Raw genomic sequence first — 16,624 nt, forward strand, 5'->3', positions numbered from 1 at the left:
TTATCTGAGATAGCTTCTAAATAAAGCTTTCATATAAAAAGTGTTCAAGTTATTTTTACACGTCTCCTTAGTTTCTTTTTGAATATCTGCGAAATCTAACATAGCTGCCTTTGTCCAAGCAAGAGTAAAACCCTCTACTATGATTGGACGCAGATTATCCGGTACAGTGAAGGCTTGGGTAAATCTCTTGACAAGCTTGATTTGCCCTTGCTGAATATAAAACGTATCTGAAACTAAATTACCATCAGTTTCTTCGTCTTCATCTTCTTCAGATAAATCTTCTTCAAGTTCAATTTCATCAGAAAATTTGTCGCTCATTTTTACATCTCCAATAGTGTTGAAAAATCATTGAAACCGTCTTCTTCATCCGTAATATCTTGTGAATTAGCTAATTCATCAGGGTATTTTACTCCTTTAATCCGCTGCAAAGGTGTTAGAAATGCGCCGTAAAGTTCTTGATAAATTTCCCGAATTACAGGATCGGGGTGGTTGACACATTCTTCTAAAATGATTCGCATCTGCACCAGCATACTATCTCGCCCAGAGTCGGGTTTATCTTCTGCTGAATTTTTAGCCCAAGCTGCATCCACGAAGTAAACTGATACTGGGCATCCATTCCGCATCCCGCGCCCAATTGTTTGCAAAATCGCCACCATTTGATTAGCTGTAAACGATTTGAATAGTTCAGGGCCTAAACGGCTAGCCATTAAGGGTTCACGTAATAATCTATTGGCAGTTTTCCAAAGGTCTTTTCTTGATTGCTGCCAAGAAGTTGCGATCGCATTTAAATCTTCTGTTTCACTAAACACTCGACTATCAAATTCTTGTGTTGCCTGTCCTGCCAAGCTGTACAACAGCTGCATATCATTCTTTGTCGGATGAGGACGAGTCAAAAAGTAAATCGAGCCAATTGCAGCATCTAGTTTCCTGTCCCCTTTACTGAAAACGATGTTCACACCTCGACCAATTGCCAACATGGGAAAAATTAAAATATCACAGTTTTCATCGTCTCCTAATGCTTCACACTGAGCAGAGGTAATAAAATCCTGCGGTTGTTCTCCATCTCTGAGGGATTTAACAATTGCCTTTGTATGCCGCCCAACTTCAGGATGATAGTCATTGATATACTTCTTGATTGTGCGAGCCTGATCGTAACTATTGACAACTAAAGCAGCTTTACGGCGGATATTAGACTTCACGTCAAAATGACGCATGGACTTGTAAATTTCAGATTTAGTAATTCCTCCGCGCACAAGGGCATTCACCATCCGCTTAAGATTATGGTTTTGAAGGTCGCCAGCACCGCTATATTTGAGGGGTTCATCACCACGTTCACTATCTGGAAACCATTTGAAACGATAAATGCTCTGTTCTGGTTTATGTTCTGACTGACGCGGTTTTAGTAAATAATGCGGGCCAGCGTTAATGTGGTAGGCGGGACTAGCTTCTAAAAATGAAGTTGCTGAAGTAATTAAAACGGCTGGGCTTTGATGTCCATCATCTGCGTCTAACAACCGATGAAAGCGATGCATTAACATTCGAGGCGCACCAACAAATGTAATGTAGGATAATTGCACATTTTTGGCGGCGGTACGTGTTGTTTGTGCTTTGGAAAAAGTGTATTCCACTCCAGAAAATGAACCTAAAATGCTTTCTGGAATAAATTTTCGGAGTTCTGATGATGCAGTTGATCCCCCAATGGTTTCACGAATGAATCCCTCTGCAACCATCGTTCTAGTTCCTGGTACAATTCGCTGGTAGCCCACAATTACGAAAGTAACAGTTATAAGTAATTTAGCTAAATCTTCTGCTTCTATTGTTGGTGAATGATCTGGAAAACAGATCTTGAGAAATAATTCGGCAATTTCTTCAACGATCGCATCACGTCGCTTAATCAGATTTTCAGCCAGGTAACGGCGGAAATGACTAATGAGAGTTTTCCATTGTTTTTCAAGGGTTTCACGGTTATAGCCTAAAATCCGAGGCCATAAATCTGCTTTAAAGTCTTGAGGGTTCTCAACACCTGTGCGATCGTAGAAGGCGTTATATGCTGCCGCTTCCCAAAATTCAGTCAGTGCCGGACTTTTACTAAAGCCTAGTTTGGCTTCTGGTTCATCAAGGTCATTCTGCTGAGAGGATTTCTTTAAAGTATTCAATAGTTCGCTAACAATTCGTAATACAGTCAATAATTGATTTTCGTAGCGTTCTCCCACCCGCGACTTAGACATATTCTGAAGGGTGGTAATTAAGGAAGTATTATGGTTGCCAAATTCTGACAAGTCACGACTGTAAAGTTCTACATCCCGATCGAATAATCGATAGTTCTCGCCACGAGCAAAGCGGTTATGGATTTGTTCTAAAATTACTCGATGAATGGATCGCTCTGAGCCTGAAATACTTAAGGTTGCTGCCCCATAACCATCCAAGTCTGATTGCACCATGTCGCCTTCGTCGAAAACAACTACATCGAAGGTACGAGCAATTAACTCAAAATATCGTACTTGTTCTTGAATCGCGTGAGGTGATATTTGAGTATCGAGCGATCGCACATGACCAACCCAAATATTAGCATCCAACAAATCTCGCGGTGCTTTGTTGCGACCACACATTGTCCATAAGGGACACAAGCATTTCTTCATCTTTCCCTGTTTCCCTCCGCCTTGCAATATCTCGTTGCAAGGTGCGTAACCAAAGCCCCACAGGGACATATCAGCAGTTGAAAAGGCTGGTAGGACGCAGTTCATCCCAAAAACTTCTGCCTGTTCTAAGGTGTAGGCAAAGCCACCATTACCTCGTGTTGCTATAGCTTCAGCAATATTATCTGCATGACGACGACGAGTTTCATCGCTTTGTCCGACAAGCATTCCCACTTTTACCTGATGAAATGCCAGTTCAGCCATGTACTGTCTAGCAACTTCAATGGAGGGAAACACAAACATTGCTTTATAGTCATGTAATCCTAGCCAGATAGCTATCAACACGAGAATAGTTGTTTTACCTGACCCTGGTAAACCAATTAAGTGCTTGATGTCTTCTAATTCCAACACATCATTTTCTTTCCGCAGACCTTTTCCAGTCTCCGATACCATGAGATCAAAGCGTTCAAAACGATCTGCCCAATTACCAGATCGTCGCTCAGTATCTTGCTTTTCACGCTCGTCCATCTCAATAGCCAGATCGCGCAGTTCACTTAAGGGAATGCGAATTTTTCCTCTTGGTTGACGGTTGAGAGAATGTGTGCGACGCGCAGCAATCGGGGCATTTATACGAGGGATGTCTAACTTTACGGCGGTTGACTCTTCACCTAATGCAACCGCCATCGCCTGACGAGGATCGGCAAATGTAAAACCATACGAGTCGTATGACAAAGGACTACTCAAAATTTGACGCGCTTGTGTAATTTGAGAATCTTCTAAAGGATCTGTTCTTTTGAAGTGAAGTGTTTCGATATCAATCTCATACGCTCCTTTAGTGTGGTTGCAGTAATGATGATTGTTATAGAGAGCAATTGCGTGTTTAACTGACTGGTTTGTAACAAAAGTTAGCGACATCTGCCGCATATTGAAAATGGCTTGACGGGCTTGCTCTAATGTAGGTGCATTTAAAATGCTCGCCATGCCTGACATAATTACTGGCGCGTACTCCAGTGAATTAGTATCAATAAATTCCTCCATTAAGACGCAAAGCCAGCAAATTCGGTCTACACCTTTCCAAAAATCAGGTTTGGTTCGCATAAGGCATTTTCTTTAAAAAATCAATTACAGAGGAAACCGACATAATTTCTAAACTGGCGGGATCGCCCTTTTTATCTAGTGTTGAGATGAGGGTAGAAATGTAGCTTGGGTTGTCTTCGATTAAGCGATCGCTCACAGCAAGAATCCGGCGGCGATAGTGAATCAGCCCGCCAATACTGCGATTGAGACGCAAAGCCAGAGTCACGGGACTTGTGTAAGATTTAGCATCAATTCCAATTGCCCGTTCGTTAATTGCCACATCGCATAAATCCGACTCCGGGTAAAGTTCAGCATTGAGTTTATTTTGTCGGGCTGTATCAAAAATGGCTAATTCGTCAATTGCTGGGCCTGTCCAGTAGGTAAGAATTCGCGGCTCGGCAATTCGTAAAATGTCTTTGGGATCTAGTTTTTCAGATACTTTTGGTGAGTTGTGGCCAATGCACTGGCGAATCGGACAACGCCCTTGTGAAAAAAGTTTTTTGTTGGGATGCGATCGCATCAATGTTCCACAGTGGGCACAACGATGTGCTAATCCATCAACTAGCCAGATATCTGGCACTAAGTGGAAGAAATTTTCAACGATCATTCGCTGTAAAGGGGTCAAGTCATTTTCAACCAAGTAGTCTAATAGTTGCCGTTCTCCTATCAGAGAGTACCTGCCAAATAACTCTCGTAGCGCGGTGTAAGCTTTGTGTTGGCGACGACCGCCCAATCGTTCAGTTGCTTCGCATAACTGAGTATATAAGCGATGCTCAATCACATTATCTTCACCAAAAGCCCCGCTCAGGTTGGCAATTTCTGCACAGTCTGAAGTAGGTACTCGTAAATCTGGATCGATTAAGGTAACGCTAGAAAAGCGAAAGTCTGATTGGCTAAAAACCCCTAACTGCCAGCGATCGCAACCAAGAGAGTATCGAGCATTATCTAAAACAGTATGCACACAAGCAACGCGATCGCTTAATCCTTCTTCAATATATAGACGACCCAATTTGCACATTGCTTGATAGAGTTCTGGTGGCAGCGTACTATCCTCTTGGCGCACAATTTCTCGACCTGGGAGAACCCGATCGTATTGGCGAAGAATTCCCTGAGCAAGTAACATCACAGCATCTTCAGCCAGATCCCTCGCTGGGCGGTGTCCTGTAGGTAAAGGCAAAGAAGTTGCTGAAATTGCAGGTAGCCATGTTGGATCGTGTCCTTGAGCCTCTGCAATAATTTGCCTCTCTAAAACATCTTCAGGAAAGGAAGGCAAAACTTGAGCGATCGCCGCAAGTGTCCAACCTTTCTTCAATAGGAGAGCAGTGGCCAAACCCTCCAAAATTTGCCGAAATCCAAATTCTTGCCCTTTCGGTTGTGATAAAAGTTGTTTTGCTCTCCACGACCGAATAGTACGGACGGCAGGTGATTCTATAGAAATTTCAAGGTGTTCAATCTGGCGTTTTAGCTCCTTTGTCAGAGCCTCCGCAGTTCCCTGCCATTCACGCACGTCTTCAAAGTACATGGTTAAGTAAAACTATTTTACATCATTGTTTGTTTACACTAAATGATGTAAATAAAATTGTCAAGTTTTTATTCATCAGTTTGTGCAATACAAGCTGATGAATGCTACGCTACAGTATCCAGGAAATTGTATCTTGATTTGTGGAGGGAATAAATTATGGCTCTGCAAGTATGTTCCGGCGCAACGCTCAAGTGTAGCTTTGGTGTTGCACCAAGTTCCTTGGTAGTTCTGCCTGTCAATCGGGTATTAACTGGTACGCCAGATGCGAACATTATGGATAACAAGCCAATGGTGAATATCATGCCTTTTGGTATGTGTTCGTCTTTAGCCAATCCAACAGTTGCATCCGCCACAGCAGCTGCTTCGGGTGTATTGACGCCTATGCCTTGTATACCCGTGATCCCTGCCCCGTGGGCACCTGGTTCGCCTACCGTTCTGATTGCTAACATCCCAGCGCTGAATAATACATCTAAATTGATGTGTGCGTGGGCGGGTGTAATTGAGGTAGTCTATCCTGGTCAATCAACGGTATTTATTCCTTAAAATAATTTTAGATTTTAGATTTTAGATTGACCGTGCCCGATCGCACTTCATAAAGCGATCGCAATTTCAGAATATCCTGCCATTCTAAATCGGTAAATGGTTGGGTGACTAGTTCTATACCAAAATACTGTTTTGCCGTCTCTGTCAGTGTATCCACAATCTTGACAATCCAGCTATCCTGTTCCTGTGGGTTACAAAACGAGGTATTCCAAGGAGCCGGTTGTTCAAAGATTTCTTCAAATAAACCTTTGTCTGTAGACAAAATCATCGAGCCGTGTTGCAGAATAGTATTTTTTCCCTTGCGTTGGGCGCTACCTATGAATTTACTTCCATCGGCGGTAACTAAGTCAGCGGCTGTTGCTGTGTTGAAGCAACTGGGATTGTGAATGTAACCCCGTCCAGCAGAACCATAATCTAACTCGATACCCAAGGTTTGCCAGCCTTGAATCAAAAAGTTACAGATATTTTCATAAGTACCCCAGCTTTTTGCTGTACTAGCTGAGGTAATCAGGGCATAGGTTAAGTCCCCTTGGTGGAGAACAGCTCTACCTCCCGTTGGCCGACGAACTACATCGAGTTCCTGTCCCTGGTAGATCAGATTATGCCACTGGGCAGGCCATTGTTTTTGCAGATGTCCCAGGGAGAGCGCGTAGGGATACCAGGTATAAAAACGCAAGGTAGGCGGATGTTGTCCCTCTTCGCATTGGTTGAACAACCAAGCATCGATGGCCATTTGTACTCCTCCTGATGTCTGAAGCATTGGGATGAAACGCCAGGTGGATGGTGATTCGGTTGCTAGTTGTCTCATAGGTTGGGGACTGGGGACTGGGGACTAGGGACTGGGGACTGGGAAAATATTCCAAAATTTGCTGTGGGTAAGAGCAGAATTCCATAATTTTTACGAGTGAAAACCCAATCCCCAATCCCCAGTCCCTTTTACAATTCGCTGCTGAGAAAATCAAATAATTGATGCGCCATTTCTAATTTAGAACAAGGTGCGATCGCCATCTCCCGCCCTTGGATATCTAAAAATATCGCTTCATTATTATCACTGCCAAAACCACTATCTGGCCGATCGATGGGGTTCGCAACGATCGCATCTAATTTTTTCTTCTGTAATTTTTCTAACGCTGGATTGACAATATCTCCAGTTTGTGCACCAAACCCAACTAATATCTGATGCGACTGTTTGAGTTCTGCTAATCGGGCGACGATATCGGGTACGGGTTCTAAAGGTAAAGCTTGGGGGAGCGATCGCTTGGGCAATTTTTCTGTACTATAATCTCTGGGCTTGACATCTGCCACCGCTGCTGACATGACGATGATATCAGCATTGGCTAAATATTCCAGCATAGCGTGGTGCATTTGCTCTGCACTAATGACAGGAATTGCTTGTACTCCCAATGGCACTTCCCAATTAGCTGGAGTATGCACCAGAGTGACTCTTGCTCCTCGGTGGAGTGCGGCTTGGGCTAGAGCTAATCCCATTTTACCTGTGGAAGGATTGCCAATAAATCTCACTGGGTCAAGAAACTCTCGCGTTCCCCCAGCACTGATTAAAACTCGTTTCCCGACTAAATCTCGTTTGCCTTGGGTGTGTAACAGCGATTGGATGTAAGCCAGAATTTCTGGGGGTTCTGCCATCCTACCAGCACCAACGCGATCGCAAGCTAATAAACCTGAAGCTGTATTCATGCCATGATATCGGCTATCAATCAATAGCTGTTGCCAATTTCGCTGCACCGATAGTTGTTCCCACATATCCGTATTCATCGCTGGTGCTAACAGCACTGGACAAGTAGAAGCCAGCACGGTGTTTGTGAGTAAATTATCAGCCATACCGTAGGCTAATTTTGCTAAGGTATTAGCCGTTAAGGGGGCAATTACGATCGCATCTGCCCATTCACCCAACTCAATATGCAACGGGCGAGAGTGAGTTGCTTGCCAAAAATTATCATCTGTGTATGCTTGATGGCGAGATAGGGTTGCGACAGTCAAAGGTGTGATAAATTCTTGTGCCGAACGGGTGAGGATGACTCGCACTTCCACACCAGTTTTAAACAGCGTCGAAATCAGTTCACAGACTTTATAGGCGGCGATACCGCCACCTATAGCAACTAAAACCCTGTTCAATTTTGGATTTTGGATTTTGGATTTTGGATTTAAGGGAGATTGCATTGGTACTTTCGGATTAAGCAAGTGATACATTAACCCTGATAATCTTTGATTTTAGCCAGTTGACCCCAATCTAAAATCTAAAATCTAAAATCTAAAATTCCTACGCTTCATCATAGGGTTCCAAGTCCAACAGATAAATGTAGGGTTCTACTAACTCTGGACGCTGAAATGCGATCGCTCGTAGTAGATGCCAATCATTTAAACCCTCAAAAGCATTACTGTAATTATCCAGCTCCAGACGTGTAGCTAGTTCTTCGACTTCTGCCGCAGTCATGGCAGCAATTTCTTTCTTGGAAATGCTTAGAGTTGTCATAATGCTTGCCCCTCCCTTATGCAGCATTCGCCTTCAGCATGGGTTAAGTTGCGCCGAACGCAGCCACCCAATATATATTACTCATTAGAGGTCATTGATTTCGTGAAATTTTTCCGCATTTATACCAGAATTTATAAAAAATTCGTAATCTTGACTAAGCAATTGTGTTCACAACGAAGTTCCGTAGCACCTCTATCGTTTGTGGATCTATTTCATGCCCCGTGTCAAATTCATGATACTCTACTGCCACTCCCAGAGACTCTATAGTTTCTCGTGCCTTCCAGGCAGCTTGTAGTGGAACAACTTCGTCATATCTACCGTGGGTAATTACAGTTGGCGAAATCGTACCTTTAGCTGCTGTGACTGCATCAGGATGTAAATACCCACTCATGACAACTAAACCTGCTAGGGGCAATTTCGATCCTACATCTAAAGTCATAGCCCCACCTTGAGAAAACCCACTTAAAATAGTCCGTGACAAAGGCACGCCAGTACTGCCTTCTAAAGATTGCAACAAGTCTATTAGCAGTTGCCGACCTTCTGCCAACCCTTCATACATATTCTCCACCCTCAAGTCGTACCATGCCCTCCCTACAGGGGAATAGGGATAAGGAAAAGGTGCATTGGGTAATACAAACTGGTAATTAGGTAAGTTGATAAAAGGCAACAAAGATGCTACATCTTCGGCATTAGCACCCCAACCATGCAAAGTGACAATTAAACCTGCCGGCGGTTGAGAATTGGCTGTGGGAATGTTAATAAATTGTAAAGACAGAGGTTTACTCCTAAAATATGACTCTTTTAGTAGATTTTATCTAAAATACATCTCCATAAATTAATTCTGCCTTATCCGAAATCCTTGTAGAGACGTAGCAGTGCTATGTCTCTATTTATTCTGATTCCTGAATTCTGAATTGGTGAATTGTTGTTTTTAATTTTTTGAGAAATGTTCTTGCTTAGTAGCACAAGTTAATGGTAAAGATTGAGAATACCAAGATTATTGCAAAAACTTCCTGGTAAGAATTAAGGTGGAGGACTGGAGATTGAAAACTTTACCATTGATGAAACTTTCAGCTGGAGCTCTGGCTTTAATGCTTGGCTGGGGAATCGGGATGGCTGTAGACGCCCAAACAAAAACGCTGGTAATCTATTCAGGTAGAGAGCAAAAACTGATTGGGCCTTTAATCGAAAAAGCTAAAAAAGACTTGAATAAAGATATTCAAGTACGTTATGGCGATACTGCGGAATTAGCGATCGCTCTTTTAGAAGAAGGCAAAAATAGCCGTGCAGACTTGTTTTTTGCTCAAGACGCTGGTGCTTTAGGCACTTTAGAGAAAAAACAACTCACACTACCAATTGCCCCGAAATTGCTGAACAAAGTTGACACTCGCTTTCGTTCTGCCAAAGGGCATTGGGTCGGAATTTCCGGACGCGCGCGTGTAATTGACTACAACACCAAGCTAGTCAAACAAAGCGAATTACCGTCATCAATTTCGCAGTTAACACAACCAAAATGGCGCGGTAAAGTCGGCTGGGCACCAACTAACGGTTCATTTCAGTCATTTGTCACCGCCATGCGAGTTTTAGATGGAGACCAAAAGACATTACAATGGCTCAAAGCGATGAAAGCCAATGGTGTCAAAGATTACGGTAAAAATTCCGCGATCGTTGAAGCTTTGGGACGGGGAGAAATTCATCTTGGTTTAGTGAACAATTACTACTTGTATCGCTTCAAAAAAGATAATGCTAACTTCCCTGTTGCTCATCACTACACGAAAAAAGATGCAGGATCAATAATTAATGTGGCAGGGGTAGCAATTACAAGCACAACTGACCAAAAAGCTGATGTCGAAGCTTTGATTGATTACCTGCTCAAACAGAGTTCACAAAATTACTTTGCTCAAGAAACTAACGAATATCCTTTAGTAAAAGGAATTTCAGCACCATCAAAACAAGTGCCAATTAGCAAACTCAATCCGCCTAATGTGAGCTTAACAGACTTAGATGACTTACCCGGAACATTGAATTTATTACAACAGGCAGGAGTTTTGTAGGAATTGAAAGCGGTTCGCCCTCCCTTATTTCTCACATTAGCCGCAGCAGTGGTGGCAGTTGCGATCGCTCTGCCATTACTATATTTAGTGATTCGTACCACAGGCATTGGCGGGGAAGAATTATGGCAATTAATTTCTCGTCCCCGCAATGTCATGGTTTTTTTCAACAGTGCGGCAATGGCAGCAACGGTAACATTATTTTCCGCCTTAATTGCCATACCGTTGGCATTTTTAACAGTGCGGACAGACTTACCAGGAAGACGTTTTTGGTTAGTAGCGACAACATTACCCTTAGCGGTTCCGAGTTATGTAGGCAGTTTTGCGCTGATTGCAACATTGGCACCACGGGGTAGCTTTTTACAGTTGTTGCTGCAACCACTAGGAGTAGAAGAATTACCTTCTATTTATGGTTTTCCGGGGACAGTTTTGGCAATTACTTTGTTTACCTATCCCTACATGCTGCTGAGTGTACGTTCAGCCTTGCAAGGTATCGATCCATCTTTAGAAGAAGCAGCTCGGAGTTTAGGTTATGGTAGCAGAGAAACCTTTTTTCGGGTAGTTTTGCCGCAGTTGAAACCATCAATAATTGCAGGTGGATTATTAGTTGCTTTGTATGCTTTGCGTGACTTCGGTACACCTTCACTGATGCGGTTTGATGCCTTTACCAGAGCAATTTTTTTGCAATACAAAGCTAGCTTTAATCGCAATTCAGCCGCAGCTTTATCATTGATGTTGGTGATACTGGTGTTGGGGATTTTGTGGTTAGAATATAGAATGCGATCGCGTGCTGCATATTATAGTCGTGGTTCCGCTTCCCTGCGTCCACCAAAAATTGCCAAATTGGGAATTTGGAAATGGCCAGCTTTCATTTTTTGTTTGCTAATCACTAGCTTGGGTGTAATTTTGCCAGTAGGTATTACCCTATTTTGGTTAATTCGTGGATTTAACAGTGGGTACACTTTCCCCAACTTACTCCCCAGCGTTTTCAACTCCATTGGTGCAGCGGGACTAGCGGCTTTAGCTACCACTATCTTTGCCTTACCAGTTGCAATTTTAGCAGTCAGATTTCCTAATAAAATCACCGCAATAATTGAACGCTGTTCTTATATAGGTTTTGGAGTTCCAGGAATTGTAGTTGCCTTATCTTTGGTATTTTTTGGTGCCAATTATTTGCCAGCAGTGTACCAAACTTTACCCATGCTGATATTTGCATATTTAGTGTTATTTTTACCGCAGTCAGTGGGAACAGTCCGCAGTTCACTTTTACAATTAAATCCCCAAATAGAAGAATCAGCACGCAGTTTAGGTAGGAATGCTTGGCAAACTTTAAGAGAAGTTACCCTACCATTAGTACAACCGGGAGTATTGAGTGGTGCAGTGCTAGTATTTTTGACAGCAATTAAAGAACTACCCGCCACCATACTATTAGCACCTATTGGGTTTACCACCTTAGCAATGCAAATTTGGCAAGCCACAGAAAATGTAGATTTTGCTGATGCCGCCGCGTCCTCACTAGCCATGTTGCTAGTCTCTATAGGTTCAACCTTATTAGTCTTATCTCAAGAAAACGTCAAAAAAGAGAAAATTATAAATCAAACGCAAATACAAACAAAATTTTAGTTTAGAAAAAATAGGGAGTAGGGAATAGACACAGCTGAATTAAAATCTCAAATGCAAAAATCAACTCTTCTCAACTCCCACTCTCTGCGACTCTGCGCCTCTGCGTGATATTTCCAGCCACAACATAGGATAAAAACCCCCCTTCTAGCCCCTCCTTTTATGCAACAATTAATTCTCCACTTAAATAATGTCACCAAGCAGTTTGCAGAAAACACTTTTCCCGCTGTAGACAACATATCTTTGACATTGCAACAAGGAGATATATTAGGATTGCTCGGTCCCTCTGGTTGTGGTAAAACAACATTGTTGCGATTAATTGCCGGTTTTGAGCGCCTGCAAACAGGAGAAATTAAAATTGGAGAACAAATAGTTTGTAATACTTCTATTTGCATCCCAGCCGAACAGCGCGACATTGGCGTTGTTTTTCAAGATTATGCACTGTTTCCCCATCTCAATGTGACAGAAAATGTGGGCTTTGGGTTGAAACATTTCCCTAAACAACAAATACAAAAACGTGTAGCCGAAGTTCTAGCCCTAGTGAGACTCCAAGGTTTAGAAAAGCGTTACCCTTACGAACTCTCAGGTGGACAACAGCAAAGAGTTGCCCTCGCCCGCGCTTTGGCACCCCAACCCCAACTCATGCTTTTAGATGAACCCTTAAGCAATCTTGATATTCAAGTTAGATTACGCTTGCGAGAAGAAGTGCGAGATATTCTCAAAGCCGCAGGTACTTCAGCAATTTTTGTTACCCATGACCAAGAAGAAGCATTAGCTATTTCAGATATAGTAGGTGTAATGCGCCAAGGACACTTAGAACAACTAGGCACACCAGAAGAAATTTATACTCATCCAGCATCAAGATTTGTCGCTGAATTTGTGACTCAAGCTAATTTCCTTCCCGCCCATCGTCAAGGCAATTTATGGGAAACAGAAATCGGTAGTTTTGAGTTAACAGCAAATCACACCGAAGACGCGGGCGAAATCATGATTCGCCAAGAAGATTTTATTTTAAAGCCAGCCAATGAGGCGCCTGTAGTCGTTCGCACCCGGCGGTTTTTAGGGCGTGAGTACCAATATTGTTTGCAAACTCTCTCTGGGAAAGAACTCCATGCACGGACGCTGGCTAATGTAGTTTTACCTGTGGGTACAAGGGTGGAGTTATCTATTGCCAGCGAGAGTGTAAAGGTTTTTCCCCAATAGATATAGATTTTGGGTTCTCAAGCAATAATTAATCACTTTAATTTATTATCTCTTATTCAGAGTAGAAAAAATTTATTTACCAAAACGGTAAAGCATCAGTTGATATGATATGTTCTCTGGACGTAGCAAATTTGTTTACCAAAATGGTAAACTTGTATTAGTCTAGTAACGCATGGAAATCACTTTCGCTGACAGCAAACTGCAAAACCTATGCGAGCAAGAAAAACTAGCGCAAAAAAAATTGGGTGCAAACTGTGCCAAGAAATTAAGAACCCAGTTAACTATTCTTGGTGCTGCTAGTTGTGTCGCAGAATTAGTTATAGGTCATCCCCATCCCTTGAAAGGAGATAGGGCAGGTGAATTTGCAGTAAACCTAGAAGGTGGTAAACGACTTGTATTTAAGCCTGATAACGACCCCATTCCTCTTACCGAGGATGGAAGCATTGATTGGTTAAAAGTTACTGCTGTTTGTATTGAATTCAATTGGAGATTACCATGAATAAGACAACCCGACCCTTTACTCCAGATTGGGTTTCTCCCCCTGGTGATGCGATCGCTGAATTCTTACAAGAGCGTGATTGGACACAAGCACAATTAGCAGAACGTCTAGGCTACACCACAAAACACGTCAGTTTGCTAATTAACGGCAAAGCACCTGTAAATGAAGAAACAGCACTGAAGCTAGAACGAGTTTTGGGGAGTACAGCAGCATTTTGGCTGAGATATGAAGCCCAATATCGGGCGGCTTTAGCAAGTAAAGAAGAAGAAAACCGTTTAAAGGAGTGGACATCTTGGTTAGATCAGTTACCAGTCAAAGAATTGATGAACCAAGGTGTAATTCCTAAGTGCAATTTAATTGCCAAAAATAAACCTAGCTTGGTAAAAAAGTTATTACATTTTTTCGGTGTGGCTTCGCCGGACGAGTGGCGAAGTTACTATGCAGGTATGGAAATTTCTTTTCGCCGCACCCGCGAAAAACAAAGTGATGTTGGTGCTATTTCCGCTTGGTTGCGTTTGGGTGAAATAGAAGCAGAAAAACTGGACTGTCCCAAATACAGTAAACCAAAGTTTGAAAAAGCAGTGCGGGAAATTCGTACTTTGACAGTGTTACAACCAGAGGAATTTCAACCACAGATGCAGCATTTGTGCCGGGAAGCGGGTGTTGTGCTGGTTTTAGTACCATCAATTAAGGGAGCGCACGTCAGTGGTGTAGCACGGTGGTTAAATCCCCACAAGGCTTTGATTCAACTTTCGCTTTACGGTAAAACCAATGACCGCTTCTGGTTTAATTTCTTCCATGAAGCAGCACATATCCTACTTCATGATAAAGAAAATATTTTTCTGGATGAATGGGATAGTGGGGAAAGTTTAGCATCTGAACCAGAACGCGAAGCCGATCAATGGGCGCGGGAATTTTTGATACCATCCAAATACGAAAGAGAATTAGCGCAACTTAAATCTAAAAATGATGTTGTTGATTTTGCAGAGAGTATCGGCATCCATCCCGCTATTGTTGTAGGTCGGCTGCAACATGATTGTATAATTCCTGTCTCTTGGATGAATGGGTTCAAGGAGAGTTTTTGTTTTTAACCTCTAATGGTCTTGAACTGAGCCAAGGCTTATGCAAAACTTGAGATCCTTCGCTCCCAGCCGACTTTTAAGGAATTGATCAATGGCGCGTCTAGCACTGCTGAGTGTATCTAATAAAACTGGTTTAATTGACCTCGCCCGTAGCTTGGTTGAAGAATTCGACTTTGATTTAATCAGCAGTGGGGGAACAGCCCAAGCACTCAAAGATGCTGGACTCCCAGTTACCAAGGTTGCTGATTATACAGGTTCTCCAGAAATTTTAGGTGGTCGAGTTAAAACGCTGCATCCCCGAATTCACGGCGGAATTTTGGCACGGCGGGATGTTCCCCAAGATATTACAGATTTAGAAAATAACCAAATTCGCCCGATTGATTTAGTAGTAGTGAATTTATATCCTTTTGAGGAAACGATCGCTAAATCAGGGGTAACATTAGCTGAAGCTGTTGAACAAATTGATATTGGTGGCCCGGCGATGTTGAGGGCATCATCGAAAAACTTCGCCCATCTCGCTGTATTATGCGATCCAGCACAATATGACGAGTATTTGCAGGAATTACGCCAAAATAACGGCGTAGCATCTCTAGAATTTCGCCAAAACGCAGCTTTAAAAGGATTTTTGCATACTGCGAGTTATGATCAGGCGATCGCATCTTACCTCGCAGGCACACAAAACTACAACCTCAGCGGCACACAATTACAATCTCTGCGTTACGGCGAAAACCCCCACCAACCCGCCGCTTGGTATCAAACTGGTACTACCCCTACAGGATGGGCAGCCGCTACGAAACTCCAAGGCAAGGAACTGAGTTACAATAACTTGGTTGATTTGGAAGCTGCACGCCGAATTATTGCCGAATTCACTGATTCCCCAGCAGCAACGATTATTAAACATACAAATCCCTGTGGTACGGCGCTGGGAAGCACTATTTCAGAAGCGTATGAAAAAGCTTTCAATGCTGATTCTACCTCTGCGTTTGGTGGAATTGTGGCACTCAACCGTCCCATCGATGCGGCTACAGCCAGCGAGTTAACTAAGACATTTTTAGAATGTGTGGTTGCGCCAGGTTGTGAAGCGGACGCCCAAGAAATTTTAGCCAAGAAATCTAACGTGCGAGTTTTGATTTTACCAGATTTGAGCAGTGGAGCCAAAGAAACTGTAAAAGCGATCGCAGGTGGTTTCCTCGTCCAAACTAGTGATGACATCATTGCTGATACCAGTCAATGGCAAGTCGTCACCGAACGTCAACCCACCGCCGATGAGTTGGCAGAATTGCTGTTTGCTTGGAAGGTTTGCAAACATGTGAAATCTAATGCCATTGTTGTGACAAGCGATCGCACTACACTAGGAGTAGGTGCTGGTCAAATGAACCGCGTCGGCTCAGTGAAAATTGCCCTAGAACAAGCCGGGGAAAAAGCCAAAGGCGCAACTCTCGCCAGCGATGGATTCTTCCCCTTCGATGATTCAGTTAAAACAGCCGCAGCAGCAGGAATTACAGCCATTGTTCAACCAGGAGGAAGTGTGCGCGATAAAGATTCCATCAAAGCTGCTAATGACCTGGGTTTAGTAATGGTGTTGACTGGTGTACGTCACTTTTTACACTAACTTCTGGGGTTTAGTCTGGTGCAGTTTTAAAAGTGTCACTCAAAATACTTGCTCTTTGATGAAAGCAGTGATATCTTTTATTTGTGTGTGAGGAGCAAGTTAAAAATAAAAAGCGTTTGGGGTGGAAACACGGCAACACTCCCAGACGCTTTTTAGTTTGCATCTACAAATCTGACTTTAACAAAGTATGTTCAGTTTAATTCCCCTGCCTCTACAGGCAGAACGTTTTGTATCGGGATTAAATCCCCGTTACAAAACGTAATTACGTTAGCGTAGCGGGGCATAGCC

At 42.9% G+C, this 16,624-nt stretch carries 14 protein-coding genes; 7 read left to right on the forward strand and 7 right to left on the reverse strand.

Features of this window, described 5'->3' with window-relative positions; genetic code table 11:
* From IQ276_RS00915 to IQ276_RS00925, 3 genes are read right to left on the reverse strand one after another with little or no spacing between them, the layout of a single operon-like run.
* Positions 1-318 carry a hypothetical protein gene (locus IQ276_RS00915; RefSeq protein WP_193920359.1) on the reverse strand — a complete coding sequence of 106 codons (318 nt, stop codon included), beginning with the start codon at positions 316-318 and terminating at the stop codon, positions 1-3.
* A 2-nt stretch (positions 319-320) separates the two neighbouring features.
* Positions 321-3,734, reverse strand: coding sequence for a pPIWI_RE_Z domain-containing protein (locus IQ276_RS00920; RefSeq protein ID WP_193920357.1), 3,414 nt, complete (start codon positions 3,732-3,734; stop codon positions 321-323).
* Entirely contained in the window at positions 3,718-5,235 is a 1,518-nt protein-coding gene (locus IQ276_RS00925) for a restriction endonuclease-related protein (RefSeq protein ID WP_193920355.1), read from the reverse strand. Before IQ276_RS00925 ends, IQ276_RS00920 begins: the two co-directional genes overlap by 17 nt.
* 156 nt (positions 5,236-5,391) lie before the next feature.
* Between IQ276_RS00925 and IQ276_RS00930 the strand changes: the two genes are divergently transcribed.
* Positions 5,392-5,778: a DUF4280 domain-containing protein gene (locus IQ276_RS00930; protein WP_190877925.1), complete on the forward strand. Its 387-nt coding sequence runs from the start codon at positions 5,392-5,394 to the stop codon at positions 5,776-5,778.
* 7 nt (positions 5,779-5,785) lie between these two features.
* On the opposite strand, the gene IQ276_RS00935 is transcribed toward IQ276_RS00930, so the two are convergent.
* The 4 genes from IQ276_RS00935 to IQ276_RS00950 all read right to left on the reverse strand — a co-directional run bounded on the left by IQ276_RS00935 (position 5,786) and on the right by IQ276_RS00950 (position 9,044).
* The gene (locus IQ276_RS00935; RefSeq protein WP_228043312.1) at positions 5,786-6,586 is read right to left on the reverse strand and encodes a lipoate--protein ligase family protein; all 801 of its coding nucleotides are present in this window, start codon (positions 6,584-6,586) and stop codon (positions 5,786-5,788) included.
* 128 nt (positions 6,587-6,714) lie between these two features.
* Entirely contained in the window at positions 6,715-7,956 is a 1,242-nt protein-coding gene (gene coaBC, locus IQ276_RS00940) for a bifunctional phosphopantothenoylcysteine decarboxylase/phosphopantothenate--cysteine ligase CoaBC (protein ID WP_235115332.1), read from the reverse strand.
* A gap of 100 nt (positions 7,957-8,056) precedes the next feature.
* Positions 8,057-8,269, reverse strand: a complete 213-nt coding sequence (gene isiD, locus IQ276_RS00945) for a protein IsiD (RefSeq protein ID WP_190877921.1) — start codon at positions 8,267-8,269, stop codon at positions 8,057-8,059.
* Between the two features lie 154 nt (positions 8,270-8,423).
* Positions 8,424-9,044: an alpha/beta hydrolase gene (locus IQ276_RS00950; protein WP_193914179.1), complete on the reverse strand. Its 621-nt coding sequence runs from the start codon at positions 9,042-9,044 to the stop codon at positions 8,424-8,426.
* Between the two features lie 286 nt (positions 9,045-9,330).
* Between IQ276_RS00950 and IQ276_RS00955 the strand changes: the two genes are divergently transcribed.
* The 6 genes from IQ276_RS00955 to purH all read left to right on the forward strand — a co-directional run bounded on the left by IQ276_RS00955 (position 9,331) and on the right by purH (position 16,336).
* Complete coding sequence (locus tag IQ276_RS00955) at positions 9,331-10,323, forward strand: iron ABC transporter substrate-binding protein (protein WP_193914181.1); 993 nt, start codon at positions 9,331-9,333, stop codon at positions 10,321-10,323.
* 3 nt (positions 10,324-10,326) lie between these two features.
* Complete coding sequence (locus IQ276_RS00960) at positions 10,327-11,943, forward strand: ABC transporter permease (RefSeq protein WP_193914153.1); 1,617 nt, start codon at positions 10,327-10,329, stop codon at positions 11,941-11,943.
* Between the two features lie 159 nt (positions 11,944-12,102).
* Complete coding sequence (locus tag IQ276_RS00965) at positions 12,103-13,143, forward strand: ABC transporter ATP-binding protein (protein ID WP_193914154.1); 1,041 nt, start codon at positions 12,103-12,105, stop codon at positions 13,141-13,143.
* 172 nt (positions 13,144-13,315) lie between these two features.
* A complete protein-coding gene (locus IQ276_RS00970) occupies positions 13,316-13,642 on the forward strand; it encodes a type II toxin-antitoxin system RelE/ParE family toxin (RefSeq protein WP_228042833.1) in 327 nt (108 codons plus the stop codon).
* Positions 13,639-14,733, forward strand: coding sequence for a HigA family addiction module antitoxin (locus tag IQ276_RS00975; protein WP_193914156.1), 1,095 nt, complete (start codon positions 13,639-13,641; stop codon positions 14,731-14,733). The genes IQ276_RS00970 and IQ276_RS00975 overlap by 4 nt, the downstream gene beginning before the upstream one ends.
* Before the next feature lie 82 nt (positions 14,734-14,815).
* A complete protein-coding gene (gene purH / locus IQ276_RS00980; protein ID WP_193914158.1) occupies positions 14,816-16,336 on the forward strand; it encodes a bifunctional phosphoribosylaminoimidazolecarboxamide formyltransferase/IMP cyclohydrolase in 1,521 nt (506 codons plus the stop codon).
* Positions 16,337-16,624 lie beyond the last annotated feature (288 nt).

Source organism: Desmonostoc muscorum LEGE 12446, from assembly GCF_015207005.2.
GTDB lineage: Bacteria > Cyanobacteriota > Cyanobacteriia > Cyanobacteriales > Nostocaceae > Nostoc > Nostoc muscorum.